Source organism: Brevundimonas sp. Root1423, from assembly GCF_001426805.1.
The window spans coordinates 84,114-109,178 of record NZ_LMFL01000001.1 but is presented as its reverse complement, the minus strand read 5'-3'; the positions used below and the strand labels follow the sequence as shown (position 1 = coordinate 109,178).

The following is a 25,065-nucleotide window of genomic DNA, read 5'->3' as shown; positions in this document are numbered from 1 at the left end:
TTTGCGGGAGGCGCAGCCGCATCGGTCATTGCCGGCCCATGACCGTGACGCCGTAGCTGTAGCGCAGCGAGAACTGGACCCGGACGTCTTCGCCCTCGTCGCCGTTGTGGTCCTCGCGGGTGCCGTACAGGAGCTCTCCGCCCACCAGCAGGGCGTCGTTGGGCTTGTAGAGCAGGTTCACGGAGGCGTAGTCGCCGTTGTGGAAGGCGTCGCCAGCCTGCAGATTGGTGTTGTTCAGGTGGGTGCGGCTGAAGCCGATCGCGCTGGACCACTGCTCGTTCCAGGCCTGCTCGAAATAGGCCATCACGCCGTAGATCTCGGCTGGCTGGGCCTCGACCGTCAGCGCCACGGTATCCAGTTCCGGCGCCAGATCAGTGCCGCCGTCGTTGAAATAGCTGGCGATGCCCTCGCCATAGACGCCGCCGGCCCGGAAGACGCTGTTTTCGCCGAGATTGAAGACGCCGGTGAGGTTCAGGCCCCAGCCCATTTCGCCGCCGTTCGGCTCTCCGCCGGGGCTGCCGGCGGTTTCATAGCCGACGCGTCGGACGACGCCGCCCAGACGAACGTGGCCCCAGTCGCCGCTGAACCGGCCGGCCATCAGCAGGTCGGGATATTTCTGGGTCGAGGTCAGATTGGCGCCGAGCGCCGGATCGAGGATCCGGATCAGGCCCGGGTCGACATCATTGCCCGGCAGCTCGAGCGAGGCGGCGAAATAGGCGTTGTCAGATTTGACGAACGCATAGCGGATGCCGGCGTTCTTGACATAGATCATGCCCGCCGGACCCCAGAAGTCGATGATGTTCGGGAACAGGTCCGGATCCATCAGCAGGGACTTGTCGTAGCCCGCCAGCACCCGCCCCCATTCGACGGACGCGCGCTGCAGGTGGAAGGTGGTTTCGCCCTCGTTGGAGCCCGATCCGAACAGGTCGAACTCGAACGACACCTTAACGTCCTGACCATTGACCGGGGCTGCGCCCGAAATGCCGAACAGGGTCTGCCGGGCGCTGAAATTGGCCTGGCCGTCCTCGCCGAAGAGGTCGGGGGTCGTGGGAATCTTAGAGGGCCGGAAGGCGCCGACCCAGTTCGGATCCATCCGGTTGAAGTCGTAGATGGCGTCCAGCTGCACCGAGCCGTAGAGCTCGACCGTCACATTGTCCGTAACAAGCGGCGGCCGCTCCTTTCCGCCGGCTTCCGTCTGGGCCTGGGCTATGCAGGGTGCGGCCAGGGGGGCCAGCAAGCCGAGCGCGATCGCTGCTGTCTTTAGCATGGACGCCATCCCGATAAGTTCGTCGCAACTGGATCTTTCCAGAACAGCGCGAGTTCACTATTCGGCCCATGCTCCGGTCAACGTTATTGTGTGTAATTCATTGAAACATCTCGGGATTTATTGCAGATTGTTTCGCTCAATTACCAATTGTAACGTCGGGTCGCTCGACACATATCTTTAGTTTACTCCACATTGAGGCTCGGATACAGCGAACGGCGAACGCGATGCTCGACAGACATTTCAGCGAGACATGACCATCGAGCCGTCAGCGGCCATCATGGGAAAGGTCGAGGCCCGGGTCCTTGGCGCTTCGCTGCTGCTTACGCTCGTGGTGGCGGCCGGCGGCATTGTCTGCGGTCTGATTTCCGGATCGATGGCCATCATCTTCGACGGCCTGTTCTCGGGCATCGACGCGGCGATGACGGCCGTGGCGCTGCAGGTCGCGCGGCTGGTGAGGCGGGAAACGGACATGCGCCACCAGTTCGGATACTGGCATTTCGAACCGCTGGTCCTGGCGCTCAACAGCTGCGTCCTGGTGTTGCTCTGCACCTATGCGTTCGTGAACGCGGTCATGGGACTGATGCGCGGCGGACACGTCCCGGAGCTAGGTCTGGCCCTGCTCTACAGCGGACTGGTGTCGGTGGGCTGTATCGGCATGTACCTCTACCAGCGCACGGCCAACCGCACGCTCAGGTCGGACCTCGTCAGCCTGGACATGCAGGGATGGCTGATGTCCGGCGTCATCTCCGTGGCCCTGCTGGGCTCGTTCGGCGTGGCGCTTCTTCTTCAGGGCACCCGGTATGAGCATTTCGCCGCCAGCGCGGATCCGCTGGTGCTGGCCCTGCTGGCGCCCCTGCTGCTGATAGGACCGGCCCGGGCCGCACGAAAGGCGTTCCGCGAGATCTTCATGATCACGCCCCCTGCCCTCGATCTTCAGGTCAGGACGGCGCTGGACGCGGTGGCGAGCCGGAAGGGCTTCGTCAGCTACACGAGCTACAGCACCAAGGTCGGACGGGCGGAGTTCGTCGAACTGTACATCCAGTTGCCAAAGGACAGTCCGGCCCGTGTCGAGGATCTAGACGCCCTGCGCCACGAGATCGAGGTCGCGCTGGGGAAATCCCGGCATGAGCGGTGGCTCACCGTCTCGTTTACGGCCGACCCGCGCTGGATGAAGCCGAGGTCGTGGAGCCCTCACACCCGCCGGGTGTAGGCCGCCGCCTCAGGCCCGTAGCCCTTGGCCGGATCGGGGCGGTACGCCTCGTACCGCGTGAACCCTGCTCGCTCCCAGAAGCCGTGGGCGTCGCCCACCGCCATCAGGAACACGGTGTCGAAGGTGCCCGCGCGGGCCAGCCCCAGCACCATATCGAGCGCCGTGAGCGCGTGTCCCTGCCCCCGCACGGAGCCCAGCAGCGCCATGTCATGCAGGTAGAAGCAGTCCGGCTTTTCCGGCAGCGCCCCGAGCGCGGAATTGAGCGCGGGCGGCTCGCCGAGCACCCATGGATGGCAAACAAAATAGCCGTACAGCCGCGCCTCGTCGGCGAGGACGAAACAGCCCTCGGGATAGACCGCCAGCCGATCGCGGACGACCAGGGGATCTTCGGGATAGGAAAGATGGATCGCATTGGCGACATCGGCCGCTGTCGCCGAATCGTCGGGCCGCATCGGACGCCAGTGCATGACTCGCTCGCAGACCTGACAAATCGGGAAGGTCTGGCGGAGACGCAGGGCGAGAGACCGTTACGCCACCACTGGACCAGAGAGGGCCCTTCCCTCTCCGCCCTAATACACGCCCTAAGCCGCGGCGTCCGTCTCGCCCAGCAAAGCCAGCAGCGAGGATCTGGGGATAACCGTTTTCGAGCCGATCTTCACCCGCCGAAGTTTCTCGTCTTTCAGCAGTTCGAAGATGGTCGACCGGCCAACGCCCAGGGCGGCGCCGGCCTCTTCGACCGAGTAGGCGAGCTTGAAGCCATTGTCGTTTGCCGCGGTCACGTCTCCGCTCCCCCTGCGTGGTTGGTCTGGGTGAGGGTCATACCGGCTTCTCCGGCTGCGGCATCCAATGAGTGACCTCGGACCAGTAGAAGGTCTCCCAACCCTCTGTGTCATAGTCCGTGCGGCCCCAAAGCTCGAAGGCGTGACTGTCGGGGTCGAACCGGGCGCGCGGTTGCCACTGCCCGCTCCACCAGACCTGAAACTCGGTGCCGTCGCGCGGTGCTTTGGCGAGCGCGGATGACCAGCGAAGAGCGCTCACGATCCCCCTCCTTCACTATTACCCGCGCTGTCAGGGGGCGGGCGTAGGGCTGTGAGGATGGCGTCGGTCGGCGTTGCGCCTTGGCCGATCAGTGTCCATTCGCGATCATTGATCCCGCCGTTGACCCGATGAACGCGCCAGCAGCCGGGGTCGCCCTCCTCCGAGTCGTCGTACCCGAAGTCGATCTCACAGTTGATGTTCTGAGCCAGCCAGTCGAGCGCCACCTTCTCGGCCTCGGTCCTCGTCACGCGGAACATGGTCGATTCCACGCCGCCCCACGCCTGCCCTTCGATCTTCGCGATCAGGCCGGACAGCAGCTCTACTGCTTCTGATGGATTGGTCATTGGGTTCACGTCTGCTGCGCAGCCGTCCCCACCGAGTTTCCGGTTCTCGTTCTTCACCACAGGTCCTCCGAAAACAGCGTGCCCTTGATGGTCATCTGATCGCGCGTGATCTGGCCCGCTGCTATGGCAACGTCGGCGGCGCGCTGGCGGTCCGCGTAACTCCCATCGGAGAGCAGGAACCCGCTATTCCTTACGGTCTGCTCGTCAGCGAAAAGCCCGCGCTCCTGCCCGTGGTGGACTAGTCCCGCCAGATTATGATGTCGGGCCGGTCGCGGCGCGCTGATGATGGTTCGAACCACGCGCGGGTCGTCGGTCGTGACAACTACTTCGTAGGCCGCCGCGACAACTCTCAGCGGCTGGCCCACGGTCCCTAGTTTCCCTCCGGCCGGTATGGAGGCCTCTCTTGAGGCCGGAATGCGCCCAACCTCGCTCATCCTATCCCCCTGTCAGCAGGAGGGGTGGGAAGCGGCATCCAGTGGGAAGGCTCGTAGACGATCAAATCCTCGTAACTGTCGGTCGTCCCATCGACCCAGCCTGCGCCGTTGCCGCCTTCGTCCTGCCAGTGCACATCGTAGATCGCCCCGTTGCAGACGTTGGCGACAAGAATCGTTGTCCCGTCCCTTGGAGCCGTCGCGATGTCTCTCCAGCCCACCTGTTCAGCGGGACTGACGAGGGCTTGGTGGGAGGCGAGAAACGGCATCAACGCTTCAGCGAGAGCGCCGGCCCCTAGCGAGTGGTTTCCAGCGATCTGTCGGCTGTCCAGCTCGTCAGCGGCCCTGCCGCGCGTGATGAACCGGAAGCCGTAGGGCGTCGCGCCGTGTCGCTCGGTGATGCTGTCGGCCATCGCTACCGCCGTGGCGACATCCCACGACGGGACCGGCTTCTCGGTGGCCTCCGCGACGAATGTGCCGGGGGACAGAAACAGGACGAAATGCTGCTGAACTACAACAGCCGCGTCCGCTTCACGGTCGGTATCGGCCTCTTGGGCCGATGCACTAAACACGTCTGACATTCAGATATCTCCTGCGAAAAGATCGGGTTGTCCGTCTATTGGTGCTGCTGCTCTCGCTGTTGCGTTGGCGGCCATGAGTTCCAGGTCAGGGATGAACTTCTGCTGGGCCGGCGAACCGCTCTCGCGCCAGATATCTGCGCAGGCCTGAAGGTGCAGGGCCGTGATGGAAGTGCGGGGTGCATTCGCCCCAAGGGGCTCATACCGGTCCGGTCTAATGCTGGCGGCGAGGGTCATTTGCGCCCTCTCCGATCAGCGACAGACGCGATCAGCGCTCCGACGAACAAGCCGCCGATTGTCGATGAGACCACACAGATGGCCAGCCAGAACCAATCGCTCGGCGTCATGCTGCTATGGCCTCCCCGCGAGCCGCTGCATCCCGGGCACAGCCCATGCAGAGCGGCGTGAACAGCAGCAACTGGTTCGGGTCCGCTGGCTTCGGCATCGGAACGCCCCAGCCCCAGCCGTGCAGAGCGATCGCGCGGCGCTCCAGATCGTTGATCCAGCCGCCCCACTCGGGATAGATCGCCGCCGCTTCGTTGCGCGTCTGAAGGCTTTGCATGGTTCCGCACATGCATTCGCCCGACCGACACAATTGGACAGCGACGGGGTTGATCGGAACGCCCCGCAACCGGAGGAAATTGTCGCGGTCCGCGTCGCTCCAGTCATGGATCAGGTTGACGTACATGTTGCCGGGGGACGCCGGGTCCTTCCGCGTTTCGCTCAGGTTGAGCCGTCGGTTGTCGCTCTCAAGGGCGCGCGCACCGTTCAGCATCATGATCCGGACGCCCCGCCTGCCCTTGCGCAGAGTGCGCGACAGGGCGGTCCGCATCGGCTGGGCCTTCAGGATGCGATAGGAGAAGTTGTGGGCGTCCCGGCCTATCCCGAAGAAACCCTTGCGCAGGACGTATCGCTCGTAGGCGTCGCCAGCGTCGGCCATATAGAAATCCGGCCCGAGCGCGCCGTAGTAGTCGGTGACGAACTCAGTCGTCTGGCGGATGCCCGTGCCGGTCCGGCAGTGCAGGATCAGGTCGACCTTCAGACCAATTTCCAGAGCGAGCGCGACCGTGGCTGCGCTGTCTCGCCCGCCTGACACCAGCAGGACAATGTAGGTCGGGTCGAACTCGGCCATAACCCGGCTCACGCGGGCGGCTGACAGTTCCATGACTCTTGCGAGGGACGGACCGATGATCTGGCCCTGCGGATCGGTGTCCGGCGTGAACAGCTCGGGTGGCCGATAAGCCGCACTGTTCGCGGTCGTACTGCACGGCTTCGCCGTTCCGTACCCGGCTGTGATGTCCTGACGACCGCGGGTCATTGGTCACCCGCCTGGTATTTGGCGAAGTGGGCCGCGGCCGTTTCGTAAGCGTCCTTGCCGAGCATCGCCCAGAACCGGCGCTCGTCGCCCATGGCGTGCTGCTGCTCATGATGGCCAAGGCACAGCGGGTTTCCGTGCCGGTCGTGGTTCTTAACGCCCCGACCGAAGCTGTTCGGGATCCCGTCGACACGATAGCTGACGTGCGCGTGGTGGACCGGGCCCATGCAGCCGCCGAGGTGACGAGCCTCGCAGGGCTGGCGCCGGACGTACTGGCGGAAGCCGTTGTCGATCTGCCGGCCGCGGGTGGCCTTCTCCGACTTCGGCCGCGCCTTCTTGTCGGCCTTGCGGATCTCCCGCCGGAAGCCGTCGACCTCGGCGATCTTGGCGCGCTGTTCCTGGTTGAAGCGGAGCATCAGCCTCCAAGCTCCTTCCGCCGCCGCGTGATGGCCTTGTTCAGGTCCATGGCGAGCTGGGGCTGATCGGCCTCCAGTTCGGTGAACATCTCCTGATCCGACGGGTTGGCCAGCAGGAAGTCGAGTTGCTCCAGCGACAGCCCGTCCATGTCCTCGATGAGGCGGCGCTGCCATGTCAGGAGGTCGGCGGCCGAGCCCTTCTCTTCATCGCCTTTGGGCTCAGAGGACTCGGCCGCGCCTTCACCCGACGGGGCATCGCCGGGGAAGCCTTCGCCGGCCCCCGCCTTCGCCGCTTCATCAGCGACAGTGGCGGGAGCCGACGTTTCCGACACTGGGGGGACAGCGTCGGATTCTAGATGGTCGTCGTTGAGGGCCGCTTGGTCGGCCTTGGACGCGGCCGACTTGAGCTCGCTGTCCAGCGTCGGCTTGGCTGCGGCCTTCTCGTCCCGGTCCAGACGGCTCCACCACGCGGTGAGAGCGGCCGATCCACGGGCTGCAGCCGCCCTGCCCTCCGTCAGCACCGTCAGCAGGTCGACGGACTCCGTGGGCTCGCCCTTGGCCGCAGCCAGCGGGCGCACCGTGTAGGGCTTCCGGCTCGCCCTGGTGGCGGTCAGGGCCATCGTGACCTCGCGGTCGATGTTCGACATGTGAGAGATGCGGATGCCGCCAACGGCGTCGTTGCCGACAATCTTCCCCTCGACCGTGGCAGCGTCCAAGGACAGCCCGCGATTCCTCGTGTCGGGGCACAACAACCCGAAGCTCGGCAAGATGGTCCTCAAGGGGCCGCGCACCGGCTGGCCGATCTATCAGCTGTCTCTGGAGGAGCGCGCCACCTGCCCGCGGTCCTGCGAGCAGTGGTCGACCTGCTACGGCAACGCGATGCACCTCGCCCGGCGCCACACGCCGGATGCGGAGTTCCTCCGCTACCTGATCGCCGAGGTGACGACACTCTGCCGGTCGCATCCTGAGGGCTTGCTGCTCCGGCTGCACACCTTGGGCGACTTCTACTCGGTCGAGTACGTCTACGTCTGGGGTTCGCTGCTGAGCCAGTTCCCGCAGCTTCACGTCTTCGGCTACACGGCCCGCCGCATCGGTGATCCCGACCCGGAGACCGACCGCATCGCCCGCGCGATCGACGTGCTGACGACCAACGCCTGGGACCGGTTCGCCATCAGGACCAGTGGAACCCGCTCGCTGGCCCGGTCGCGCTCCATCGTGGTCGATGCCGACCCGCAGGAGCCGGACGTCATTGTCTGCCCGGCTCAGACGGAGCAGACCGAGGCCTGTGCGTCCTGTGGCCTCTGCTGGGCCTCCAGCGCGCGGGATAAGACCATCGCGTTCCTGAAGCACGGCATGAAGACGCGTGGCCCTGCAGTCCCGAAGGCGGCGAATGATCCCGAACCCGTCGTGGCTAAGCCCGTCCGTCAGGCCACGACTGTGTTGGCCGATAATCCTGGCGAACTGAAAACCCGCGATGAGGCTCAGGCGGTGGCTCGCAAGGTCGCCCCGGCACCCGGGTTGCGTTCGGGTCAGGCACTCGACTTCCTCTGGCGAGAGTGGGTACGCCAAGGCGTGAAGTATCTCGAAGGCGACGGCGTCACTTGGGGCGGCTCCTTCTGGATCGCGCAGAAGGACACCGCGACGAAGCCGGACGGTGGCGAGTGGCGGCTGGCGGTCAAGAAGGGCCGCGATGGGAAAGACGGCCTGGCAGGCGAGCGCGGCGAGAAGGGTCTTCCCGGGCCCGCTGGCCGTGACCTGACCCAGATCGGTGCGGATGGCTCCAAATGGTAGACCTCGTCACCCTCGAGCAGGTCAACTTGGCCCTGAAGCTGGACCTGACCCAGAGCGGCAGCCCGGCGGCGTTCACTGACGCACGCACGCCCGACGTCGAGCTTAAGATCACGCAGGCCCAGGACGCGACGGTCACTTTCTGGCCCGAGATGTGGCTGGAGCCCAGCGACAACGATGTCATCGAGATGATCGACCCATACCTCGAGGGCCTGCTCGTCGACGAAGGCGACCAGACTTCCGGCCGGTTCGCAGCTGTCTCGACGGCACCGTTCGTGATCGAGGAAGGCTGACCGATGGCGATGCACGCCGATATGGTCACGGCCCTCCGCGCCGGCTGGAAGATCGTTCACCTCGTCACCGTCACGCTGCCCGACCACACTATCCGCTGGACACTGGAGCGCGGGTTCGTGAAGTGGGGTGGCCAGACCTACAAGGCCCGTGACCCGATCTATGGCGTGCTGGACGAGATCAGCGATATCACGGACGGGATCGACGACGACGCCTCTCCGGTGCAGATCACCATCACACCGCCTGACCTAACCTCTCTGGAGGCGCTGGCGGCGTCCGATGCTCAGGGCGGCTGGGTCACGGTCCATCTGGCGTGCAAGAATCCGTCGACGGGCCTGATCGTCGCCAACCCCTACCAGCTGCACCTCGGCGAGCTGGACCAGCCCCGCCTTCGCCCCGGCAAGTCCCGCAAGCTGGAATACGACATCATCACGGGCGAGGCCCGCGGTCTGCAGCCGAACGAGGAACAGCGCCAGACGGACGCCTTCCATCAGTTTATCTGGCCGGGCGAGTTGGGCAACGAGTACGCCACAGACGGCACCAAGCGGGTCTACTGGCGGGCCGACGAACCCAGAAACGCCATCGGGCTTTTGACCGGGCGGGGCAGTCGGGATGAAGACGACAAGGCGACGCAGTTCACCTACGAGCCGAACGCGCCCCTCTCCTTCCCTTTCGGCCGCTGCGCCTACGGCGGCGACATCCGGTATCGGGTCGGCTACGGGCCCACGAATCGCTGGCAGTCGGTGTTTGCGACCTGTGGCGCGTCAGGCCCTATCCAAGGGTTGGTCAGCGCTAGCTTTGACGATGAGGTGACCAGCTTCGACGGCAGCAACCGCGCCACGAACGGCTCGCACGCCGGGGAGATGTGGTTCAAGTTCTTGCCGGGCGACCAACCCTCGACGGCACTGACGTCGCCGACCGGGACCAACGCCCACTCCAGCCCTGCCCCAGGCTGGACCTCCGCACACAAACTCTCTGGCCGCCCGTGCTATGTCTGGACTGGCAAGGAAAACTCCAAGGAAAGCGAATACCGCGGCGGCATCCCGAAGCCCACGCTGACGCTGGAAGGCGTGTTCGGTCACGACCCGCGCGACGGCGGCAGCGTCCTCGGCATGCCCACGACATGGCCCTGGATCGAGGAAGGCTGCATTGCGGCCCTGAACTGGACGATTGGCCGGTGGGAAGGCTCTGACGGCGGCGGCGTGCCCAAGTACGGCGTCCCCTACGAGACCGTCGCTGTCGGCGGCATCGCGGCGCCGCTGGACACCATCGACGTGGAGGCCTTCACGGGCGCAGCCACGATTGCCGACACGAACGGCTGGACGATGGGCGGGGTCGCCTATTCGGACGAGGACAAGGTCGAGGTTCTGGAGGACATGCTCCGAGCCTCAGGCGCGGTGAGGTCTCGTCGATGCGGCATGATCAGCTGCGTCTCCTTCGGTGCGCCGGTGACAAGCGTTCTGACGGCCACGCAGGCCGACACAGCCGGCCAACCCACGATCTCGCTCGCGCCCTCCCGGCTCAACCGCAAGAATACCGGCATCCCAAGCTTCCTCAGCGAAGACAATCGGTGGGAAATGACGCCGATCGAGCCCGTCTCGAACCCGGCGTGGGTAACTGAGGACGGCGGCCGGCAGACCGAAGGCTTCGACTATCGTTTCGTCACTGATCCCGACCAAGTCGCGCAGCTCTGCTATCTGGAGATGGCCAATGCTCGGGAGCCTATTGAGGGCTCTTCGCCGTTCAAGCCGTGGATGATGCAGCTAGAGCCGGGCAACGCCTTCGATTGGGCCGAGCCTGAGTACCTCCTGAACGGAACCAAGGTGCGGGTTCGCAAACGGACGTGGTCGCCCATGGCCTGCGTGGCGAAGATGGACTTCCGTCAGGAGACCGACGCGAAGTATGTGGACGCGTTCATCCAGACCGGAACAGCCCCGCCCGTCAGCGCTCCAGACACGCCTCCCCCCCGCTACGGCGCCGCCCGGATCCCGACCCGTCGGACCACGTGGGACGAGACCGAATTGCTCGGCTACGTCACGAGCGCCACCAGTTCGACGATCTCGGTCATTGAGCACAAGGCGTGGTTCGATGGTGCCCCGCCTGAAGAGTTTGAGGCGGCGGTCATCAGTTCAGGAATCAGTGCCTCCACCACCTACGGCGTATTCGTGCGCGACGGGGACAACTACGAAGCCGAGCCGTCACCGGCGCTTGCGCACCTGAACTCAGATGCTTGGGTCTTCGTCGGCTGGCAAACGACGCCTGACGGTGGTGGCTCGTACCCGCCGCCCGAAGAGCCGCCTCCCGGTTCCGGTGGGATCGGCGACATCCCAATGTATGAACTGCCGGCATAAAGGCCACGCGCATGATCAAGCCTGGACAGGCCACGCTGGAAGCCCAGCGGTGGGCCCCGTTTGTCGACGTCACAGCCTTCGAAGGGTTCGACTTCTCGGCGGCGACCTTCGCCATGCACGTTCGCCAGTATCGGGACGCGCCGGGCGATCCGCTGATCTCTCTGACCAACGCAATCTCCAGCGCACAAGGCGTCTCGGTGAGCGTGGCGACGGTCGAGGTTGACGGCGTCGATACCCTCGTCTCGTCGGTCCAGATCAGGATCAACGAGACGACCCTTGAGGCGCTGCTGCTGAACGCGGCCGGCGCGGGCAAAGACATCCCCCTCGTCTACGACCTCCACATCACCAGCACCGGTCTCGGCAAGATCCGCTGGATGGAGGGCGACTTCATCATCCGCGCCGGAGCGACGCAAAATGGCTGATCGTGTTCTCCGGGTCATCGACAATCAGGTTCGGGTGTCCGTCGCCGGCGGCCCTCTGGTGGCCGCCCTCGCCGCCCAGGCCGCTCTGCCGTTCGCTGAGCGGGCAGAGGCCGCCCTTGCGGAAATCGAGGACCTCGCCAGCGGAGCCCCCGACGCTCCGTCTATCCTGAACAAGCTGAACCTGAACGGGAGCAACGTCGCTGGAAACGCGGCGGCGCTCCGCACGGCGATTGGCGCGGATCTCCCGAGCAGCATCATCCTCTCGTCGGAGGAAACCCTACTCGAGAGGATTGATACCGGGCCGATCGACCTTCTGGGCTACATCCCGCGCTCAATCCGGAACAACATCGTTACAGGCGCGAGCACGCCCATTGTGACCAGTTATGTGCACGACGCCGTGGCCGACGCTATCGCGTCAGGGCGCGGCCTCTATTGGCCCACCACGATCAGCCCGATCCGTATTGATGAGGAAATCAATGTAACCGGCCCCCTCTCGGTGTTTGGCGATGGGCGAGAGCGTTCAAAGCTGATTTGCGACGGATGTAACGGCTTCGTCGTGGCCGCTGGTGTGGACTTCGTCGACGTCCGCGACATGTCTATTGCCCACATCACCCGATATGCCACCACGCCGAACGCTTTTGCCGCCATTCGCGTCAATGGCACCTCGTCGGGCCTGTCCTACTGGAGCGCCTTCCAGGGCCTGCTGATCGACGGCTTCGAGCGCGCGTTTGATCTGGCGTGGGTTAGCAACTGCTACATCGCCGACGTCAAAGCGCCGTTCGTGCACAAGTTCATCCGCGGCACCGGCACCGGCGTAAACAACTGGGCGATCGGAAACTGGGCTGAGGCCCAAAGCGAGAGCGGGTCTGTCGGTCTCCACATGGGAGACGGCCTCTACGCCATCGAGGGTTGGAACTTCATCTCGAATTTGGTTTCCCAGTTCGAAACTGGGGGTCAGTTTACTGGTGCCGCCAACATGATCGTGTCGTCGAACATCATCGACTTTTTCGTTCTGGACGGCATCGTGACCGAGAGTTCCGCGGGCCATGGCACAACCTGCATGACTGTCACGGACAACTACATCGCCTGCAATGGTTTGGCCGGAAACTCAGGGGTCCGCCTAAGCAACGACACTGCAGCGGCGGCCGGCCAAGATCGAGGCAACACGATATCCGGCAATCAGATCCTAGCTTACACCGGAAAGCTATTGACCTACGGCATCCGTCAAGAGGGCGCTGAGGAACATAACAACCGGATCGTCGGCAACGCTGTCACCGCCTCAAACGATTGCCGCCTGATTACCGGCACGGACACGATTGTCGCGAATAACCACTGGCTACAAGGCGGGTTCTCCACGCTCGTTGACGTAGCCTACACCAACAACATCGGCGACGTGGTCGCGGGTTCGGACCTGCTCTACTCGCTCAGCGGCACCCGGCGGACGCTCCACAAAACATCGGCGCCCGCAAGCGGAACGTACGCTCGCGGCGATGTCTGCTGGAGTCCCACCCCCTCGGCTGGCGGAAGCCCGGGCTGGGTATGCGTTGCGGCGGGTTCGCCAGGGACGTGGAAGGCAATGCCTGCGCTGGCCGCCTAAGCCACGGCGGCGCGCGCCTCTAGTTCATCAGCAAGCGCTAGAACGCGTTGCGACCTCTGTATCCGAGCGATTGCGGGGGCGCCGCTACACATCATCCACGGTGGAAGATCGCGACTGACAACGGAGTGGCAAAGGACAGCCGCTCCATCACCAATCGTAACCCCGGGCATGATCGAGCAACCGACGCCGATAGGCACATGCCTGCCGATGGTGACCGCCGCAACTTTCGGGTTCGTCATGCCTTCCGGCAGCGTTGAACTCGTCATCCAGCGTCCCGAGAAATCGTCGCTCGCCGACAGGACATGGCAACCGTGCGAGATACCGGTGTAGTTGCCGATCGTTACGCCGCCCCGGCACCCAATCACGACGCTGGTGTGAATGTGGACGTAGCGTCCAATGACCAGCGAACCCGCACCGCTAGCCGCGATCGTGCAGAACCCGTCGATGCGGCAGTGGTCGCCCAGGTCGATGTTCTCAAGTCCGATGATCGTGCAGTTCTTCGCGACCCGAACACCATCGCCAACGCTTCGGAAGCCCATGGCCCGAAGCTCATCACTGCCGAAGTAACCGGGGCTGAATGGGTTCTCCATCCGCGAATTAGCCCACGGCTCGACTCCGAGGGCAACCGAAAAACATCGGTCTCATTTCGGGCCCCGCCCATATTGCAGGAGCCGCCAGTGTCAGCAGGCGAGATGACCACATGACCGTGCACGTCAGCTTCAAGGAGACCTTCCCCCTACGCGTCCCGGAGTGGATCGCCGCCGGCATGATGGCCGATTGGGGCCGCAAGCTTCTGGCCTTCCCGGACATCTTCGCGGGTACGCCTGCTTTCGGGGCCATGGAAGCGATCATGCCTCAATGGGCATGGGGGTCGCTCGCCGCGCCGAGGCGCTGATCAAGCTCTTCGGCCGGCATCGGATCAGCGTTGCCGACGCCTACAAGTTCGGGCGGACGAAGGATCATCCGGCCCACCAGAACGCGCTGGCCAATATCCTCTATGGCGGTGCCTGGGGGAGGACGAACCTCGGCAACACCGAGCCCGGTGACGGCTGGCGGTATCGAGGCGGCGGGGTCAAGCAGATCACCGGCCGGGCCAACTATCGCGAGGCCGGGCACGAGGACGACCCTGAGACCCTCCGGACGGACGTGAACGCCTCCGCAAAGGCCGCTGCCAACTTCTTCGTCAAACACGGCTGCGTCGCGCCAGCGATGAAAGACGACGTGCCGGCCGTGACCAAGCGCGTGAACGGCGGCCAGATCGGATTGGCGCAGCGCATCAAAGCAACCGAGGCAGCAAAGAAGGTCGTCGGACTATGAACCCCTTCCGCACCTTCTCGCGCCTCGCCGTCTTCCTGATGGCGTTCCTGATCATCGGCCTGCTGGCCATGGGCTGGTGGGTCATCACAGCGCCGGGGCGAGAGAGCGCGGCCAAGGCAGGTCAGGTCATCGCTCAGGGCCAGACTGCCGCCGGCCGCGACGCCGTAGGGATCACCGCTGCTGACGCCAAGGCAGACGCGGCCACAGCCAACATCAACCGGGAGAACGAGAATGACATCCGCAACGCGCCGGGCGCTGACGCCCGTGTCGATCCTGCCCTTGCTGCTGCTGGGCGCCGCGGGCTGTGCCGGTACGAAGCCTATCGTAATCGCCCCGAGTGCCTGTAGCACGCTCGTCCCCGCGGATATGATCGCTCCGACGCCCGGAGCCGAGCCCTACGGCTCCAGCCCCTCCGCTGGTGATCTAGTGGCCTTCGGGGACGGGCAGACGGCGGCGCTGGACGCGGCGAACCGGGACAAGAGTAACGCCCACAAGATCGTGACGGCCTGCGAGGCCCGGGACGCGGCGTCCGTCCGAGAGATCACGCGGCCCTGGTATCGACGATTGCTGCCCGGCTAGAAAAACGCGGCCCGCCCTGGCGAAGGGGAACCAACACCAGAGCGGACCGCATAACCGGGGCCACACCCTCGGTCGTGATCACGCTAGGCGGTGCTTGCCGATCTGCAAGCGTCCTAGCCTGTCACGCGAATAACCGCGCCCCATGAGGCGTTGAGGCCCTCGTTCCTTCGGGAGCGGGGGCCTTTTCTGCGCTCAGCACTTGAGGTGATCGTTCAGGCCGGCCTTGTCACGCGCATGCATGAGCCACGCGAAGTCTTGCTGCACCGACATAGGAAGCACGCTGACTACCGGGGTGTCGTGGTTGTCGCGGGCCACAAAGTAGGGCTTCGCCCAAGGCAGCCAAAGCACCTGATCCAGGTCGAACCGCGTGGCCTGCGGGAGCCGACATATCAGGCGGGTCCCATAGTTCTCGATGGAGAAATCGTAGGGGCGATTGTCAGATTTGAGCTTCGACGTTCCGTAGATCACCCGCACGACGTGGCGCTGCTCAGGGGGATTGTCGGCGAACCTGACTGAAAGAACCAGCGCGGGGCGGTTCTTCGGGCCGGGCTTCTTAGGAGCGATATGGTCGGGAAAAGCGCACCATACGATGCTGAGAGGGGCGGGAATCGTCCCTGGCCCCCACCAGTCGAGTTCTACCTCACCAGCGGAACTCATGCACCAACGGCCCCATAGCGGCTTCGTCCTGCGTGCAGACAGCGCGCAGAGCGATCAGTTGCTCGTTGGTGATTTCGTCGCAGTAGTCGGCGGCTTGCGGTTCCGGCATGGCCAGTGCGGCGTTGCCGTCTGGTTGGGGGTGGCGCATCGACTTCGTGCCCTCAGTTACATCGTTTTTCATAATGCCAGTCTACGCTGGCTTGTTGTTCCCGCCGGGGCGGAAACGAGGCGGGGACTTAAACCGTTCCCCCTGAGAGTCAACCTGAGCATATGCGCGGGCCGTCTCCTAGTGACTTTATAGCACAGGTTCTTACTGCTTTGGACTTAAGGATCGTTAATCAGCCGACACCAAACCGCTCCGCCCTCACCGCGGCCATTACCTCGGCCGGATCGTTCGCCGGGTCCATCCAGACCCCGAAGTCGTCAGGCTCGAGGATCACCGGCGCCCGGGTGTGATAGTCGGTCAGCATCCCCTCTGACGGCCCGGTCAGGATCGTGAAGCTGGTCACCTCGCCGGCGTCCGTCGTGGTTGCCTTGTCCCAGATGCCTGCGAACCAGATGATCCCGTCGTCGGCCCGGCGGAAGGTGTGCTTTGTCTTGGAGCCCTTCTCGCCGGTCCACTCGTACCAGGCTGAGGCCGGGACGACGCAGCGCCGCCGGGCGAAGGCCCCTTTGAACGTCGAAGCGGTCGCCACCCCCTCGCACCGGGCATTGAAGGTGGTCATCTTCCAGCCGTCGTTCGCGCCCTTCACAGTGTCCTTGAGCGGCTTTCCCGAGCGCCAGTAGGGCACGAGGCCCCAGCGGCCCTTCTCGACTACCCAATCGCCGTCCTCCAGCCTTGCGAAGGCTTGTGAGGTGGTGGGCCGCACGTCGTCGTTAGGCTCAAGGTTCAGAGGGGCGGTTCGGACGTTCGTGAAGCCCGAAAGCTGGCGGTGGATGTCAGCCCACGTCAAGTGCGAGGTGTCGAAGCGGCCGCACATGTTCAGTCTTCACCCGCCATGCGACACGCGATCGGATCAGCGAGCGAGGCGATGACCTCCAGATCAAAGGCGTCCAGCGCGGCGCGCTCCTCGGCTAACACCCGAGGCTGGTTCGGGCGGTAGGTCTTCAGGACGTAGTGCTGAGACTGCAGCTTGCCCTGCGCCGACAGCGTCTCCACCCGCTCAAGGCGGACCCCTGCCTTCGACTGGACCAATGTCTTGCGGATCGGCATGGGCGGAACCTGACACACCGTTCCGCCATTGTGGAGTCGGTGCCGGCCGCGGGGCGGTGGCCCGGCAGTATGCGCCGCCCCATTCCATCATCGACCCATGCTCAGGCCCCCGCTTCCCGGCGGGGGTCTTTCGCGTTTCACCGCTTCGCCGTCATCGCGACGGCTGCGAGCGCTCCGGGCGGGTCAAGGTAGAACGTCACCCTCCCCGGACAGCCGACACACCGACATTGCGGCTTCGCGCCCCACAGGCTCCGGCTGGGCCCGACCAGCTGGGCGACCCGCTCTAGGTCGACCTTGAGCCGGACATTGCACAGGTCACAGTCAGCATAGACCGGCCAGCCGTTGGACAGGACCTGACGCAGGCTCGCGCTTGCGGTCCTCCAGTCGTCGTCGGTGTAGGCGGAATAGTTACGGCGTCCCATCAGAGGCCAAGCGCCGCGCGCTCACCCTTGTTGGGCAGCCCCCGCAGGTGGTCCGCGACATCCCCGAGCGTCACGCCTGTCCCGGCCAGCCATGCGGACAGCCTGCGCGCGGCCATGATGGGCTTCGTGTCCCACTCCGACGCTGAGAAGCCGGACGCACCAGGGTCGATGACTTTATGAAGAGCGTAACGGCTCGCGCCGCAATCCTGGCACCGAAGCGCCCGCGCCCATTCAATCTGCGGGGCCAACAGACCGCGGGGCCAACGGCGGCATATCTCCTGCCCCCCAACCCATCGCTCATGCCAGCAACCGCAGCACAGGACCCAAAGCCCGGCGCCGGAAACGGGAAGATCGCCCATCACTCCACTGGTCCCATCACGGAAGTCGGGAAAAGCGTCGTCCGACATCGCCTGCCAGCGTGCCTTTGATCGGTCGGTGATGACGAACACCATCTCAATGCGCCGTCGGCGTGATCCCCAGCCGCCTCATTTCAAGGTTCGCAGCCATCATCTCGATGGACCCCGGCGCCGCGGCCTCGATCTCGCGAAGGATGGCCCGCACCCCTGCCCGGCCGTCGGCGCTGTCGATCTCTATGCCCTCGATCAGCTTCATCAGGAGGGCGGCTTTGGCGGGATCAGTGGTCATGACGCTCTCGTAGGCAACTGGATGACTTGGCCGGCGCGACCGGTGCAGAAGTCCGCCCAAGCGTCCATCAGGGCCCGGCGCTTCTCCAGCGCGGTGTTTCGCCGGTAGGCCTGCTCGGCTTTGTCCCCGACACGGTGCGAAAGGGCCTCTTCCATCGTCTCGCGGGCAAAGCCTGTGCAGTCGCCGGCCCAATCCCGGAAGCTGGAGCGGAAGCCGTGGACGGTCGGGCCTACGACCTTGTTGACCTTCATCACCTTGGCCAGCGCTGCGTCGCAGAGTTCGCCGTTCCAGCCGCCGAAGATCAGGCCCGACCGAACAGATACGGGAATCGTGTCGAGAAGCTCCAGCGCGGCGCGGGACAAGGGCTCCCGGTGTTCGCGGTTGCCCTTCATTCGCTCCGCCGGGATGATCCAGGTCTCGCCCTTGATCTCTTCCCACCTTGCCCCGCGGACCTCGTTCGATCGCTTGGCCGTCAGGATCAGGAAGCGAAGCGCCAGCGCGGAGACGCTCTTTCGACCGGCCAGCACCGACACGAAGGCCGGGACCTCACCATAGGGCATAGCCTCGAAGTGCTCCTTGTTGCGCTCCGCTTTAGGCAGCAGGGCGGACAGGTGCCCCTTCCAGCGTGCGGGGTTCTCGCCCGATCGGAGGCCTCGCACCTTCGCGGCATCGAGGACGCGCTCCACACGGGACCGGACGCGCGTCGCTGTCTCGGCCTTGGTGGACCAGATCGGCTTCAGAGCCTCCAACACCATCTCTGTGTCGACGTTGGAGACGTCAGCCCGCCAGATCGCCGACGCGTGCTGGGTCAGAGACGCTTCCCACTGATCCCGCTGCTTCGGCGACTTCCAGCTGGGCTCCAGAGTGTCCATCAAATCGTTGGCCACTGCGGAGAACAGGCGCGACGCCGGCGGGATGAGCGACACCCGACGGGCTTCAATCGGGTCGAGCCCATCCTTGAGTACTGTCCGGCAGGCGTCAGCGGCCGCTCGCGCCTCAGCCAGGCCGATGTCGGACAGAGAGCCTAGGCCCATTTCCCGGCGCCGGCCCCTGTAGTGATAGATCCAGACCCAACGCCGGGCCGCGGTCTGGTCGATGCGCAGATACAGACCGGCGCCATCGGCGTGCAGGCCGGGCTCCTTCAGGGCTGCGACGCCCCGCGCTGTGAGTCTGTTTGTCGTCCGCGCCAATCTGGCCTCCGTGAACAGAAGTAGAACATAGCCCTACGTCACAAATGGTCGCCACCCTAAGCCCGCCCTAAGTTCCGCCCTAAGGCGAGACGTTGGCTTGCTGCGGACGCGGACGGACTAGAACGGACTAAAAGCCCGCCCCGAAAGGGGTTTGCGTGATTTGCTGTGTCGAACCCTGGGTACCCCTTACAGGGTACGACGATTTAGCAAACCGTTGCCTTCAGCCACTCGGCCACGTCTCCGGCAGGCGGCGTGATTAGCCGAGCCCGAGGGCGGACGCAACGGGGGACGCGACGCCTCGTGCGTTAACGGGACAGTGAGAGCGGACGTGCAAGGTGTCCGGGAACTCGCCGCGAGCCCCATGACCGAAGCCGCAACACGCCGCCAATCGTTCGACGCCGACCCGTCGGGCCCGGAAGGCCTGAACGCGTCCGCGCTTCAGGCGCTGGCGGCGTCCACTGTCGTCGAGGCGCCGCAGGCCGAGGGCGCCGCGCGGCGGGGCCCGTTCCGGCCCGACGTATGGCGCAACGCGCGCCAGAGACACGCCTCGCGGCTGGCAGCGCATTATTTCCGTTCGCTGGACGTGTTGGCCGTGACGGGCGTCACCCTGTTGTGCGCCTGGACCGCCGCATCGGGCCCGTTGCTCCATGCACCGATGTCGCAGATTCTGCCGTTCGCCCTCGGCGCCGTGACAATTCTTGGCCTGTTGAGGTCGCTGGGCAGGTACCGGTTCGTGCGCGGCCAGCAGACGTTGCTGCATCTGGCGTCGGTGGCCGGGATCGTCGCCGCCGGCGCGATCGTCGCCATGGCGACCGGCTGGGCGCTGCAGGGCGCCGGGGCCCAGTGGGCGGCCTGGCTGGTCTGGGCCGGTCTGGTGATGATCACGCTGAACGCCCTGCACATGGGATGGAGCGACATCGTCGCGCGATGGCGTGCGTCAGGAGCCCTGACGCCGAATATCGTGCTGGTCGGAGCGACGCGGCATGCCGAGGCCCTGATCCGCGAGGCGCTGAAGCGGCGCGATCTGAACGTGCTGGGCATCTTCGACGACCGGCTGGCGCGCAGCCCGCGGGCGATCGAGGGCGTGCCGGTGCTGGGCACCGCCGACGACCTTCTGACCCACAAGATGACGCCCTATGTCGACCGCATCGTGCTGGCCATCGACCCGAAGGCCGAGGCGCGGGTGCGGGATCTGACGGCGCGGTTGCGCACCCTCCCAAATGAGGTCAGCCTTGTCGTCGAACCCAAGGATGAGGCCGAGACCCGCACCGCCCTGAACCGTCTCGCGGCGGCGCCGCTGGCGGACGTGCAAGGCCCCGTCGACGACGACCGTCGCGCCTTCAACAAGCGGCTTCAGGACATCACCCTCGGCCTGACGGCGACGGTTCTGCTGTCGCCGGTGATGGCCGCCGTCGCGCTGGCGATCCGTATGGACAGCCCCGGCCCGATCTTCTTCCGTCAGCGCCGGCACGGCTTCAACCACGAGGAAATCGTGGTGTGGAAATTCCGCTCGATGAAGCAGGAGTCCGCCGACGCCACCGCCAGCCGGCAGGTCACCCACGACGACGACCGCGTCACCCGCATCGGCAAATTCATCCGCAAGACCAGCCTCGACGAACTGCCCCAGCTGCTGAACGTGATCACCGGCGAAATGTCGCTGGTCGGCCCTCGCCCGCACGCCATCGGCATGAAGACCGGCCATATCGAGAGCGCCCGTCTGGTGGCCGAATACGCCCATCGCCATCGCATCAAGCCGGGCATGACCGGCTGGGCCGCGGTCAACGGCTCGCGCGGACCGTTGCATACGGCACAGGACGTGCGCCGCCGGGTGCAGCTGGACATCGACTATGTCGAGAACCAGTCGTTCTGGCTGGACATGTGGATCATGGCGGTGACCCTGCCGGTGCTGCTGGGCGACCGCGCGGCGGTACGCTGATGTTCTGGCGCGGCGTCTGGGGCTATCTGCCCGCCAATATCGTGCAGGGCGTGGTCGGCTTTCTGGCCATCATCCTGTTCACCCGACTGCTGAGCGCCGAGGAATTCGGCCGCTACGCCCTCGCCTTCTCGGTCATGACGCTGGCCCATGTGGCGGTGTTCAGCTGGCTGGAGGCGGCCATGGCCCGGTTCTGGGCGGCCCAGTCGCCCGGCGCCCAGACCTGGGGGCATTTCGCCAGCCTGTACCGCACGGCCTTCGCCCTGAGCGCGGGCTTCATCGTGATCGCGGGCGTGGCGGTCTGGCTGTTTCCGTTCGATCCCCTGTTCAAGCTGGCGCTGGCGGCGGGTCTGGCCGGAGCTCCGGCGCGCTGTCTGGTCAAACTGGGGCAGGAGCGGTTCCGCGCCGCCGGAGAGGTCGGCAAGGCGGCGGGTCTTGATATGGCGGTCGCGATCGGCGGTCTGGCCATCGGCGTCGGTTTCGCCCTGATCGGCGCGGGCGGCGCTGCTCCCCTGCTGGGGCTGGGTCTGGCCCCTCTGGCCGCCCTGCCCTTCGTCCTGCCGGGCGAGATGAAACAGGCCCGTGGCGGCGCTTTCGAGCCTGACCGGGTGCGCGCCTATGCCCTGTACGGCTATCCCATCGCGGCCTCGCTGGCGCTGACGGTGGTGCTGTCCTCGACCGACCGCTTCCTGCTCGCCCTGTTTATGGATGAGGCGGCGGTGGGCGCCTATCACGCCAGCTATTCGATCGCGAACCGCACCCTCGACGTCCTGTTCCTGTGGCTGGGCTCGGCCGGACAGCCGGCGCTTGTCATGGCGCTGGAGCGTGGCGGGCTGGAGCGGCTGAAGGAGGCGGCGCGGGAGCAGCTGTCGACCTTCCTGCTGATCGGCCTGCCGGCGGCGGTGGGGGTGGCGCTGGTGGCGCGGCCGCTGGCCGAGTTGCTGATCGGCGAAGAGCTGCGAGCGGCGGCGGCGGGCGTGACGCCGTGGATCGCCCTGTCGGCCCTGCTGTTCGGGCTGACGGCCTACTATTTCGGACAGGCCTTCACCCTCGGCAAGAAGACGAAGCGCCTGCTGGTCGCCATGGCGATTCCTGCGGTGGCCAATGTGGTCCTGAACCTGATTCTCGTCCCGCGCTTCGGCCTGATGGGCGCGGCCTGGGCGACGGCGGCCAGCTTTGGCCTCGGCCTGATCGCGACCATGCTGATCGGCCGCCGCGTCGTGGCCCTGCCGATCCCGTGGGAGAGTCTGATGCGCTGCGCGGTGGCCACGGCCGTGATGGCGCTGGTGGTCGCGCGCCTGCCCGCCCTGGGCGGCCTCCCGGAACTGATGCTGGACGCCTCGGTCGGCGGGATCGTCTATGCGGCCGCCGCGCTGACCCTGAACGCGGCGGGGGTTCGCGACGTGGCCCTGCGGCTGCTTGCGCAGTTCCGCGCGCGGAAGGCGACGGCGTGAGCGCCCGGGCCGACATCCACGAGAACGCGGCATGGGCCGCCGCCCGTCCGGCGGTGTCCGTGCTCATGCCCTTCTTGCGCGACGACCCGACAGACCTGCTGGCGGCGCTCGAGACGGAAGCGGCTTCGCTCAGGGGAGCTGTCGAGGTCATCGTTCTGGACGACGGCACCGCCGACATAGCCCTGACGCAACGCCTGACGGCGCAGATCGACGCCATGGCCCTGCCCGTGCGTCTGATCACCCTGCCCGCCAATGAAGGCCGCGCCATCGGTCGCAACCGTCTGGCCGGGTCGGCGCGGGCGGGCTCGCTGCTGTTCCTCGACAGCGACATGCGGCCCGACCATCCGAACTTCCTGCGTGACTGGGCGGCGCTGGTGGCGAACAGCGATCCCGCGGTCGCCTTCGGCGGCTTCTCGCTGCTGCAGGCCCCGACCGACGCCCGCTTCCAGGTCCATCGTGCACTGGCGGCGAAGTCGGAGTGCGTGCCCTGCGCCGAGCGGGCGAAACAGCCCGAGAAATACGTCTACACCTCCAACCTTCTGGTCCGCCGCGACGTGTTCGAGTCCGAGGCCTTCGACCCCGGCTTCACCGGCTGGGGCTGGGAGGATGTGGAATGGGCCATGCGGGTGTCGCGCCGGTTCGCGGTCGTCCATGTCGACAATCCCGCGACGCACATGGGTCTGGACACGGTCGCGGCCCTCGCCGGCAAATATGAGCAGTCCGCGCCCAATTTCGGGCGGATGGTCCAGCGTCATCCCGAGGTGGTCGCGGCCTACCCCAGCTACAGGGTGGCGAAGTTGCTGAAACGGCTGCCCGGCCTGCACCTTTTGCGCCGGGGTCTGCGCGGCGGCGCCGAGGCGGACTGGCTGCCGGTGGCGACGCGGGCCTTCTCGCTACGCCTGTACCGGGCGGCCCTCTATGCGGATGCGGTGTGATGGCCGACGTCGCGATCATCGTCCCGACCCTGCGTCGGCCCGAGAGTCTGGAGCGGGCGCTGCGATCACTGTTCCAGCAGACGGGCGTGGCCGACCGCGTGTCCGGGATCGTGGTGGTCGACAATGACCCCGTCGGCTCCGCGAGGGCGCTGACAGACGCACTCAGCCCCTCCTCGCCTTGGCCGCTGATCTATCAGCATGCCCCGACGCCCGGCGTGGCCACGGCCCGCAATGCGGGTCTTTCGGCGACGGCCGCGCCACTGATCGCCTTCCTCGACGACGACGAGGCCGCGGAGCCGGCTTGGCTGGCCGCCCTGCTGAAAGCGCAGGAAGAGACAGGCGCCGACGCGGTGTTCGGCCCCATCACCGGCCGGGCGCCGGACGCAGAGCCGTGGCTGAAAGACTGGCTGGAGCGGTTCTTCGGCCGCGACGGACCCGAGCGGACCGGATTGATCGCCGAACCCTACGGTTGCGGCAACTCCCTGATGCTGCGGAGCACCGCCCTGCCCGGTGCGGCGCCGTTCAATGTCGCGGCAGATGAGGCGGGCGGCGAGGACGACGCCCTGTTCGCGGCGCTGGCCGCGCGTGGAGGCCGGTTCGGCTGGGCGGCGGACGCCCGGGTCGAGGAGTTCGCGCCGGCGCATCGCGCGACGCTGAAATACGCCCTCGCCCGCGCCTTCGCCTACGGCCAGGGGCCCAGCCAGACGGCGGCGGCGGCGAAGGACTGGCCGGGGGTCGGCCGCTGGATGCTGATCGGCGCGGCGCAGACGGTCGTCTGGGGCGCTGCGGCGGCCGTGCTGACCCTGATGGCCCGCTCTTCACGCGCCGGGATGTACGATCGCACCGCGCGCGGTCTGGGCAAGGTGTTCTGGATGCGGGGGTTCGAGCCGCATTTCTACGGCGCGCGGGAGCTGGCCCGGCTGGACGCGGCCTAGCCCGTCAGGCGCTTCAGAAAGGCCGGCGGCTTGTAGGTCGACCGATTGACCACGACCCCCGCCATCTTGCCGCCCACCGCCTCGATCTCGTCGCGCAGCATCAGCGGCTCGTTGGCGGCGGTGCTTTCGGCGGCCACGACCAGAACGGTTGAATCGACATAGGGCGCGAGCGTGATGGCCATGTCGCTGCGGTCGGCGGCCGGGGCGTCGATCACCACCGTATCGGCGTGTTTGCGCAGGGCGTCCCAGTAGCGGGCGTCGCCGACGGCTTCGGCGCGCTGGCCCGAGCGCAGATGCTCGGCCGCGAATTTCGTCACCCACAGCCGGCCACCGAGGCAGGGCCGCGCCACCAGCAGGCGCGCCGGGTGCACGGGCTTGCCCTCACGGTCCATCAGCCGGGGCGTGACGGCGAAGAAGATCGAGCCGTCCGGCGTGGCGATGGCGGCCTTGCCGAGGGCGCCGAACCGGTCCTCCTGGCCGGCCACGGCCTCCATCTGGCCCTGTTGCGACAGGTCGGCGTCGATCAGCCAGACGGGGCGGCGGGCGCGGACGGCGGCGAGGCGGGCGTATTCGCGGGCGACGGTCGAGACGCCTTCGCCCGAGTTGGCGGCGGCGATCTGCAGCACGCGACCGCGATGGCCGGGCGCCGGCCCCAGCGCGGCCCAGAGAGCCGCCATTTCTGATGTCAGATCGACCATCGAATCGCTACGCGCCCGGCTACAGGTCCCTACGCTACC

At 66.1% G+C, this 25,065-nt stretch carries 34 protein-coding genes; 13 read left to right on the top strand and 21 right to left on the bottom strand.

Going from position 1 to position 25,065, the window contains the following annotated elements:
- Positions 1-25 precede the first annotated feature (25 nt).
- On the bottom strand, positions 26-1,267 hold the full coding sequence (locus ASD25_RS00565) for a DcaP family trimeric outer membrane transporter (RefSeq protein ID WP_156389150.1): 1,242 nt from the start codon (positions 1,265-1,267) through the stop codon (positions 26-28).
- Between the two features lie 250 nt (positions 1,268-1,517).
- On the opposite strand from ASD25_RS00565, the gene ASD25_RS00560 reads away from it, so the two are divergent.
- Positions 1,518-2,477 (top strand): cation diffusion facilitator family transporter, encoded by a 960-nt coding sequence (locus ASD25_RS00560; RefSeq protein ID WP_056613951.1) that lies wholly within the window; start codon positions 1,518-1,520, stop codon positions 2,475-2,477.
- Here ASD25_RS00560 and ASD25_RS00555 read toward each other — a convergent pair.
- From ASD25_RS00555 to ASD25_RS00515, 10 genes are all read right to left on the bottom strand, one after another.
- Positions 2,459-2,944, bottom strand: a complete 486-nt coding sequence (locus ASD25_RS00555) for a GNAT family N-acetyltransferase (protein ID WP_056613949.1) — start codon at positions 2,942-2,944, stop codon at positions 2,459-2,461. The genes ASD25_RS00560 and ASD25_RS00555 overlap by 19 nt on opposite strands.
- Positions 2,945-3,058: 114 nt before the next feature.
- Entirely contained in the window at positions 3,059-3,256 is a 198-nt protein-coding gene (locus ASD25_RS30945; protein ID WP_056613947.1) for a helix-turn-helix domain-containing protein, read from the bottom strand.
- 37 nt (positions 3,257-3,293) lie between these two features.
- Positions 3,294-3,515 carry a hypothetical protein gene (locus tag ASD25_RS30940; protein WP_056613944.1) on the bottom strand — a complete coding sequence of 74 codons (222 nt, stop codon included), beginning with the start codon at positions 3,513-3,515 and terminating at the stop codon, positions 3,294-3,296.
- On the bottom strand, positions 3,512-3,916 hold the full coding sequence (locus ASD25_RS00540) for a hypothetical protein (RefSeq protein WP_156389149.1): 405 nt from the start codon (positions 3,914-3,916) through the stop codon (positions 3,512-3,514). Before ASD25_RS00540 ends, ASD25_RS30940 begins: the two co-directional genes overlap by 4 nt.
- On the bottom strand, positions 3,913-4,224 hold the full coding sequence (locus ASD25_RS00535; protein WP_056613940.1) for a hypothetical protein: 312 nt from the start codon (positions 4,222-4,224) through the stop codon (positions 3,913-3,915). The genes ASD25_RS00540 and ASD25_RS00535 overlap by 4 nt, the downstream gene beginning before the upstream one ends.
- 65 nt (positions 4,225-4,289) lie before the next feature.
- Positions 4,290-4,871 (bottom strand): DUF551 domain-containing protein, encoded by a 582-nt coding sequence (locus tag ASD25_RS00530; RefSeq protein WP_056613937.1) that lies wholly within the window; start codon positions 4,869-4,871, stop codon positions 4,290-4,292.
- Positions 4,872-5,105, bottom strand: a complete 234-nt coding sequence (locus ASD25_RS30065) for a hypothetical protein (protein ID WP_156389148.1) — start codon at positions 5,103-5,105, stop codon at positions 4,872-4,874. It lies immediately after the preceding gene.
- A 106-nt stretch (positions 5,106-5,211) separates the two neighbouring features.
- Positions 5,212-6,186, bottom strand: coding sequence for a phosphoadenosine phosphosulfate reductase family protein (locus ASD25_RS00525; protein WP_082572096.1), 975 nt, complete (start codon positions 6,184-6,186; stop codon positions 5,212-5,214).
- Positions 6,183-6,599, bottom strand: coding sequence for a hypothetical protein (locus ASD25_RS00520; protein WP_056613931.1), 417 nt, complete (start codon positions 6,597-6,599; stop codon positions 6,183-6,185). Before ASD25_RS00520 ends, ASD25_RS00525 begins: the two co-directional genes overlap by 4 nt.
- Positions 6,599-7,246 carry a hypothetical protein gene (locus ASD25_RS00515; protein ID WP_162252048.1) on the bottom strand — a complete coding sequence of 216 codons (648 nt, stop codon included), beginning with the start codon at positions 7,244-7,246 and terminating at the stop codon, positions 6,599-6,601. The genes ASD25_RS00520 and ASD25_RS00515 overlap by 1 nt, the downstream gene beginning before the upstream one ends.
- Positions 7,247-7,253: 7 nt before the next feature.
- Here ASD25_RS00515 and ASD25_RS31145 point away from each other — a divergent pair, with 7 nt between their 5' ends.
- From ASD25_RS31145 to ASD25_RS00490, 5 genes are read left to right on the top strand one after another with little or no spacing between them, the layout of a single operon-like run.
- Positions 7,254-8,390, top strand: a complete 1,137-nt coding sequence (locus ASD25_RS31145; RefSeq protein ID WP_200943487.1) for a hypothetical protein — start codon at positions 7,254-7,256, stop codon at positions 8,388-8,390.
- A complete protein-coding gene (locus ASD25_RS00505; protein ID WP_056613924.1) occupies positions 8,384-8,680 on the top strand; it encodes a hypothetical protein in 297 nt (98 codons plus the stop codon). The genes ASD25_RS31145 and ASD25_RS00505 overlap by 7 nt, the downstream gene beginning before the upstream one ends.
- 3 nt (positions 8,681-8,683) lie before the next feature.
- Positions 8,684-11,029, top strand: coding sequence for a hypothetical protein (locus tag ASD25_RS00500; protein WP_056613922.1), 2,346 nt, complete (start codon positions 8,684-8,686; stop codon positions 11,027-11,029).
- Between the two features lie 11 nt (positions 11,030-11,040).
- On the top strand, positions 11,041-11,451 hold the full coding sequence (locus tag ASD25_RS00495; RefSeq protein WP_056613920.1) for a hypothetical protein: 411 nt from the start codon (positions 11,041-11,043) through the stop codon (positions 11,449-11,451).
- Entirely contained in the window at positions 11,444-13,048 is a 1,605-nt protein-coding gene (locus ASD25_RS00490; RefSeq protein ID WP_056613917.1) for a hypothetical protein, read from the top strand. The genes ASD25_RS00495 and ASD25_RS00490 overlap by 8 nt, the downstream gene beginning before the upstream one ends.
- On the opposite strand, the gene ASD25_RS00485 is transcribed toward ASD25_RS00490, so the two are convergent.
- Positions 13,045-13,638 (bottom strand): acyltransferase, encoded by a 594-nt coding sequence (locus ASD25_RS00485; RefSeq protein ID WP_056613914.1) that lies wholly within the window; start codon positions 13,636-13,638, stop codon positions 13,045-13,047. The genes ASD25_RS00490 and ASD25_RS00485 overlap by 4 nt on opposite strands.
- Positions 13,639-13,748: 110 nt before the next feature.
- Between ASD25_RS00485 and ASD25_RS00480 the strand changes: the two genes are divergently transcribed.
- Genes ASD25_RS00480 through ASD25_RS00470 form a run of 3 tightly spaced genes read left to right on the top strand, consistent with a single transcriptional unit; the run spans position 13,749 to position 14,712 of the window.
- Positions 13,749-13,943, top strand: a complete 195-nt coding sequence (locus ASD25_RS00480) for a hypothetical protein (RefSeq protein WP_056613911.1) — start codon at positions 13,749-13,751, stop codon at positions 13,941-13,943.
- On the top strand, positions 13,907-14,365 hold the full coding sequence (locus tag ASD25_RS00475; RefSeq protein WP_156389146.1) for a glycoside hydrolase family 19 protein: 459 nt from the start codon (positions 13,907-13,909) through the stop codon (positions 14,363-14,365). Before ASD25_RS00480 ends, ASD25_RS00475 begins: the two co-directional genes overlap by 37 nt.
- Entirely contained in the window at positions 14,362-14,712 is a 351-nt protein-coding gene (locus ASD25_RS00470) for a hypothetical protein (RefSeq protein ID WP_056613905.1), read from the top strand. The genes ASD25_RS00475 and ASD25_RS00470 overlap by 4 nt, the downstream gene beginning before the upstream one ends.
- A 424-nt stretch (positions 14,713-15,136) precedes the next feature.
- Here the strand turns inward: ASD25_RS00470 and ASD25_RS30060 are convergent, their stop codons facing one another.
- The 8 genes from ASD25_RS30060 to ASD25_RS00430 all read right to left on the bottom strand — a co-directional run bounded on the left by ASD25_RS30060 (position 15,137) and on the right by ASD25_RS00430 (position 19,071).
- Positions 15,137-15,601, bottom strand: a complete 465-nt coding sequence (locus ASD25_RS30060; protein ID WP_156389145.1) for a type II toxin-antitoxin system PemK/MazF family toxin — start codon at positions 15,599-15,601, stop codon at positions 15,137-15,139.
- Positions 15,585-15,782, bottom strand: coding sequence for a hypothetical protein (locus ASD25_RS30055; RefSeq protein ID WP_156389144.1), 198 nt, complete (start codon positions 15,780-15,782; stop codon positions 15,585-15,587). Before ASD25_RS30055 ends, ASD25_RS30060 begins: the two co-directional genes overlap by 17 nt.
- Before the next feature lie 157 nt (positions 15,783-15,939).
- Positions 15,940-16,581 carry an SOS response-associated peptidase gene (locus tag ASD25_RS00455; RefSeq protein WP_056613895.1) on the bottom strand — a complete coding sequence of 214 codons (642 nt, stop codon included), beginning with the start codon at positions 16,579-16,581 and terminating at the stop codon, positions 15,940-15,942.
- A 2-nt stretch (positions 16,582-16,583) separates the two neighbouring features.
- Positions 16,584-16,814, bottom strand: coding sequence for a hypothetical protein (locus ASD25_RS00450; RefSeq protein ID WP_056613892.1), 231 nt, complete (start codon positions 16,812-16,814; stop codon positions 16,584-16,586).
- 137 nt (positions 16,815-16,951) lie between these two features.
- Entirely contained in the window at positions 16,952-17,236 is a 285-nt protein-coding gene (locus tag ASD25_RS00445; RefSeq protein WP_056613889.1) for a hypothetical protein, read from the bottom strand.
- Positions 17,236-17,688 (bottom strand): hypothetical protein, encoded by a 453-nt coding sequence (locus tag ASD25_RS00440; protein WP_056613886.1) that lies wholly within the window; start codon positions 17,686-17,688, stop codon positions 17,236-17,238. Before ASD25_RS00440 ends, ASD25_RS00445 begins: the two co-directional genes overlap by 1 nt.
- A 1-nt stretch (position 17,689) precedes the next feature.
- Positions 17,690-17,881, bottom strand: coding sequence for a hypothetical protein (locus ASD25_RS00435; protein ID WP_056613883.1), 192 nt, complete (start codon positions 17,879-17,881; stop codon positions 17,690-17,692).
- Positions 17,878-19,071, bottom strand: a complete 1,194-nt coding sequence (locus ASD25_RS00430) for a site-specific integrase (RefSeq protein ID WP_056613880.1) — start codon at positions 19,069-19,071, stop codon at positions 17,878-17,880. The genes ASD25_RS00435 and ASD25_RS00430 overlap by 4 nt, the downstream gene beginning before the upstream one ends.
- A gap of 361 nt (positions 19,072-19,432) precedes the next feature.
- On the opposite strand from ASD25_RS00430, the gene ASD25_RS00425 reads away from it, so the two are divergent.
- Genes ASD25_RS00425 through ASD25_RS00410 form a run of 4 tightly spaced genes read left to right on the top strand, consistent with a single transcriptional unit; the run spans position 19,433 to position 24,328 of the window.
- On the top strand, positions 19,433-21,007 hold the full coding sequence (locus ASD25_RS00425; protein ID WP_082572094.1) for an exopolysaccharide biosynthesis polyprenyl glycosylphosphotransferase: 1,575 nt from the start codon (positions 19,433-19,435) through the stop codon (positions 21,005-21,007).
- A complete protein-coding gene (locus tag ASD25_RS00420; RefSeq protein ID WP_056613877.1) occupies positions 21,007-22,458 on the top strand; it encodes a lipopolysaccharide biosynthesis protein in 1,452 nt (483 codons plus the stop codon). Before ASD25_RS00425 ends, ASD25_RS00420 begins: the two co-directional genes overlap by 1 nt.
- Positions 22,455-23,393, top strand: a complete 939-nt coding sequence (locus ASD25_RS00415; protein ID WP_056613875.1) for a glycosyltransferase family 2 protein — start codon at positions 22,455-22,457, stop codon at positions 23,391-23,393. Before ASD25_RS00420 ends, ASD25_RS00415 begins: the two co-directional genes overlap by 4 nt.
- Entirely contained in the window at positions 23,393-24,328 is a 936-nt protein-coding gene (locus ASD25_RS00410) for a glycosyltransferase family 2 protein (RefSeq protein ID WP_056613872.1), read from the top strand. The genes ASD25_RS00415 and ASD25_RS00410 overlap by 1 nt, the downstream gene beginning before the upstream one ends.
- On the opposite strand, the gene ASD25_RS00405 is transcribed toward ASD25_RS00410, so the two are convergent.
- The gene (locus ASD25_RS00405) at positions 24,325-25,005 is read right to left on the bottom strand and encodes a hfsB (RefSeq protein ID WP_235562519.1); all 681 of its coding nucleotides are present in this window, start codon (positions 25,003-25,005) and stop codon (positions 24,325-24,327) included. The two genes, ASD25_RS00410 and ASD25_RS00405, sit on opposite strands and share 4 nt — an antisense overlap.
- Positions 25,006-25,065: the final 60 nt, after the last annotated feature.

Coding starts and splice junctions, on each gene's coding strand:
- ASD25_RS00565 (WP_156389150.1), bottom strand. CDS start 1,267: ATGCTAAAGACAGCAGCGATCGCGCTCGGCTTGCTGGCCCCCCTGGCC.
- ASD25_RS00560 (WP_056613951.1), top strand. CDS start 1,518: ATGACCATCGAGCCGTCAGCGGCCATCATGGGAAAGGTCGAGGCCCGG.
- ASD25_RS00555 (WP_056613949.1), bottom strand. CDS start 2,944: ATGCACTGGCGTCCGATGCGGCCCGACGATTCGGCGACAGCGGCCGAT.
- ASD25_RS00530 (WP_056613937.1), bottom strand. CDS start 4,871: ATGTCAGACGTGTTTAGTGCATCGGCCCAAGAGGCCGATACCGACCGT.
- ASD25_RS30065 (WP_156389148.1), bottom strand. CDS start 5,105: ATGACCCTCGCCGCCAGCATTAGACCGGACCGGTATGAGCCCCTTGGG.
- ASD25_RS00525 (WP_082572096.1), bottom strand. CDS start 6,186: ATGACCCGCGGTCGTCAGGACATCACAGCCGGGTACGGAACGGCGAAG.
- ASD25_RS00520 (WP_056613931.1), bottom strand. CDS start 6,599: ATGCTCCGCTTCAACCAGGAACAGCGCGCCAAGATCGCCGAGGTCGAC.
- ASD25_RS00515 (WP_162252048.1), bottom strand. CDS start 7,246: ATGTCGAACATCGACCGCGAGGTCACGATGGCCCTGACCGCCACCAGG.
- ASD25_RS31145 (WP_200943487.1), top strand. CDS start 7,254: ATGCGGATGCCGCCAACGGCGTCGTTGCCGACAATCTTCCCCTCGACC.
- ASD25_RS00505 (WP_056613924.1), top strand. CDS start 8,384: ATGGTAGACCTCGTCACCCTCGAGCAGGTCAACTTGGCCCTGAAGCTG.
- ASD25_RS00500 (WP_056613922.1), top strand. CDS start 8,684: ATGGCGATGCACGCCGATATGGTCACGGCCCTCCGCGCCGGCTGGAAG.
- ASD25_RS00495 (WP_056613920.1), top strand. CDS start 11,041: ATGATCAAGCCTGGACAGGCCACGCTGGAAGCCCAGCGGTGGGCCCCG.
- ASD25_RS00490 (WP_056613917.1), top strand. CDS start 11,444: ATGGCTGATCGTGTTCTCCGGGTCATCGACAATCAGGTTCGGGTGTCC.
- ASD25_RS00485 (WP_056613914.1), bottom strand. CDS start 13,638: ATGGAGAACCCATTCAGCCCCGGTTACTTCGGCAGTGATGAGCTTCGG.
- ASD25_RS00480 (WP_056613911.1), top strand. CDS start 13,749: ATGACCGTGCACGTCAGCTTCAAGGAGACCTTCCCCCTACGCGTCCCG.
- ASD25_RS00475 (WP_156389146.1), top strand. CDS start 13,907: ATGGGCATGGGGGTCGCTCGCCGCGCCGAGGCGCTGATCAAGCTCTTC.
- ASD25_RS00470 (WP_056613905.1), top strand. CDS start 14,362: ATGAACCCCTTCCGCACCTTCTCGCGCCTCGCCGTCTTCCTGATGGCG.
- ASD25_RS30060 (WP_156389145.1), bottom strand. CDS start 15,601: ATGAGTTCCGCTGGTGAGGTAGAACTCGACTGGTGGGGGCCAGGGACG.
- ASD25_RS30055 (WP_156389144.1), bottom strand. CDS start 15,782: ATGAAAAACGATGTAACTGAGGGCACGAAGTCGATGCGCCACCCCCAA.
- ASD25_RS00455 (WP_056613895.1), bottom strand. CDS start 16,581: ATGTGCGGCCGCTTCGACACCTCGCACTTGACGTGGGCTGACATCCAC.
- ASD25_RS00450 (WP_056613892.1), bottom strand. CDS start 16,814: ATGCCGATCCGCAAGACATTGGTCCAGTCGAAGGCAGGGGTCCGCCTT.
- ASD25_RS00445 (WP_056613889.1), bottom strand. CDS start 17,236: ATGGGACGCCGTAACTATTCCGCCTACACCGACGACGACTGGAGGACC.
- ASD25_RS00440 (WP_056613886.1), bottom strand. CDS start 17,688: ATGGTGTTCGTCATCACCGACCGATCAAAGGCACGCTGGCAGGCGATG.
- ASD25_RS00435 (WP_056613883.1), bottom strand. CDS start 17,881: ATGACCACTGATCCCGCCAAAGCCGCCCTCCTGATGAAGCTGATCGAG.
- ASD25_RS00425 (WP_082572094.1), top strand. CDS start 19,433: ATGACCGAAGCCGCAACACGCCGCCAATCGTTCGACGCCGACCCGTCG.
- ASD25_RS00420 (WP_056613877.1), top strand. CDS start 21,007: ATGTTCTGGCGCGGCGTCTGGGGCTATCTGCCCGCCAATATCGTGCAG.
- ASD25_RS00410 (WP_056613872.1), top strand. CDS start 23,393: ATGGCCGACGTCGCGATCATCGTCCCGACCCTGCGTCGGCCCGAGAGT.
- ASD25_RS00405 (WP_235562519.1), bottom strand. CDS start 25,005: ATGGCGGCTCTCTGGGCCGCGCTGGGGCCGGCGCCCGGCCATCGCGGT.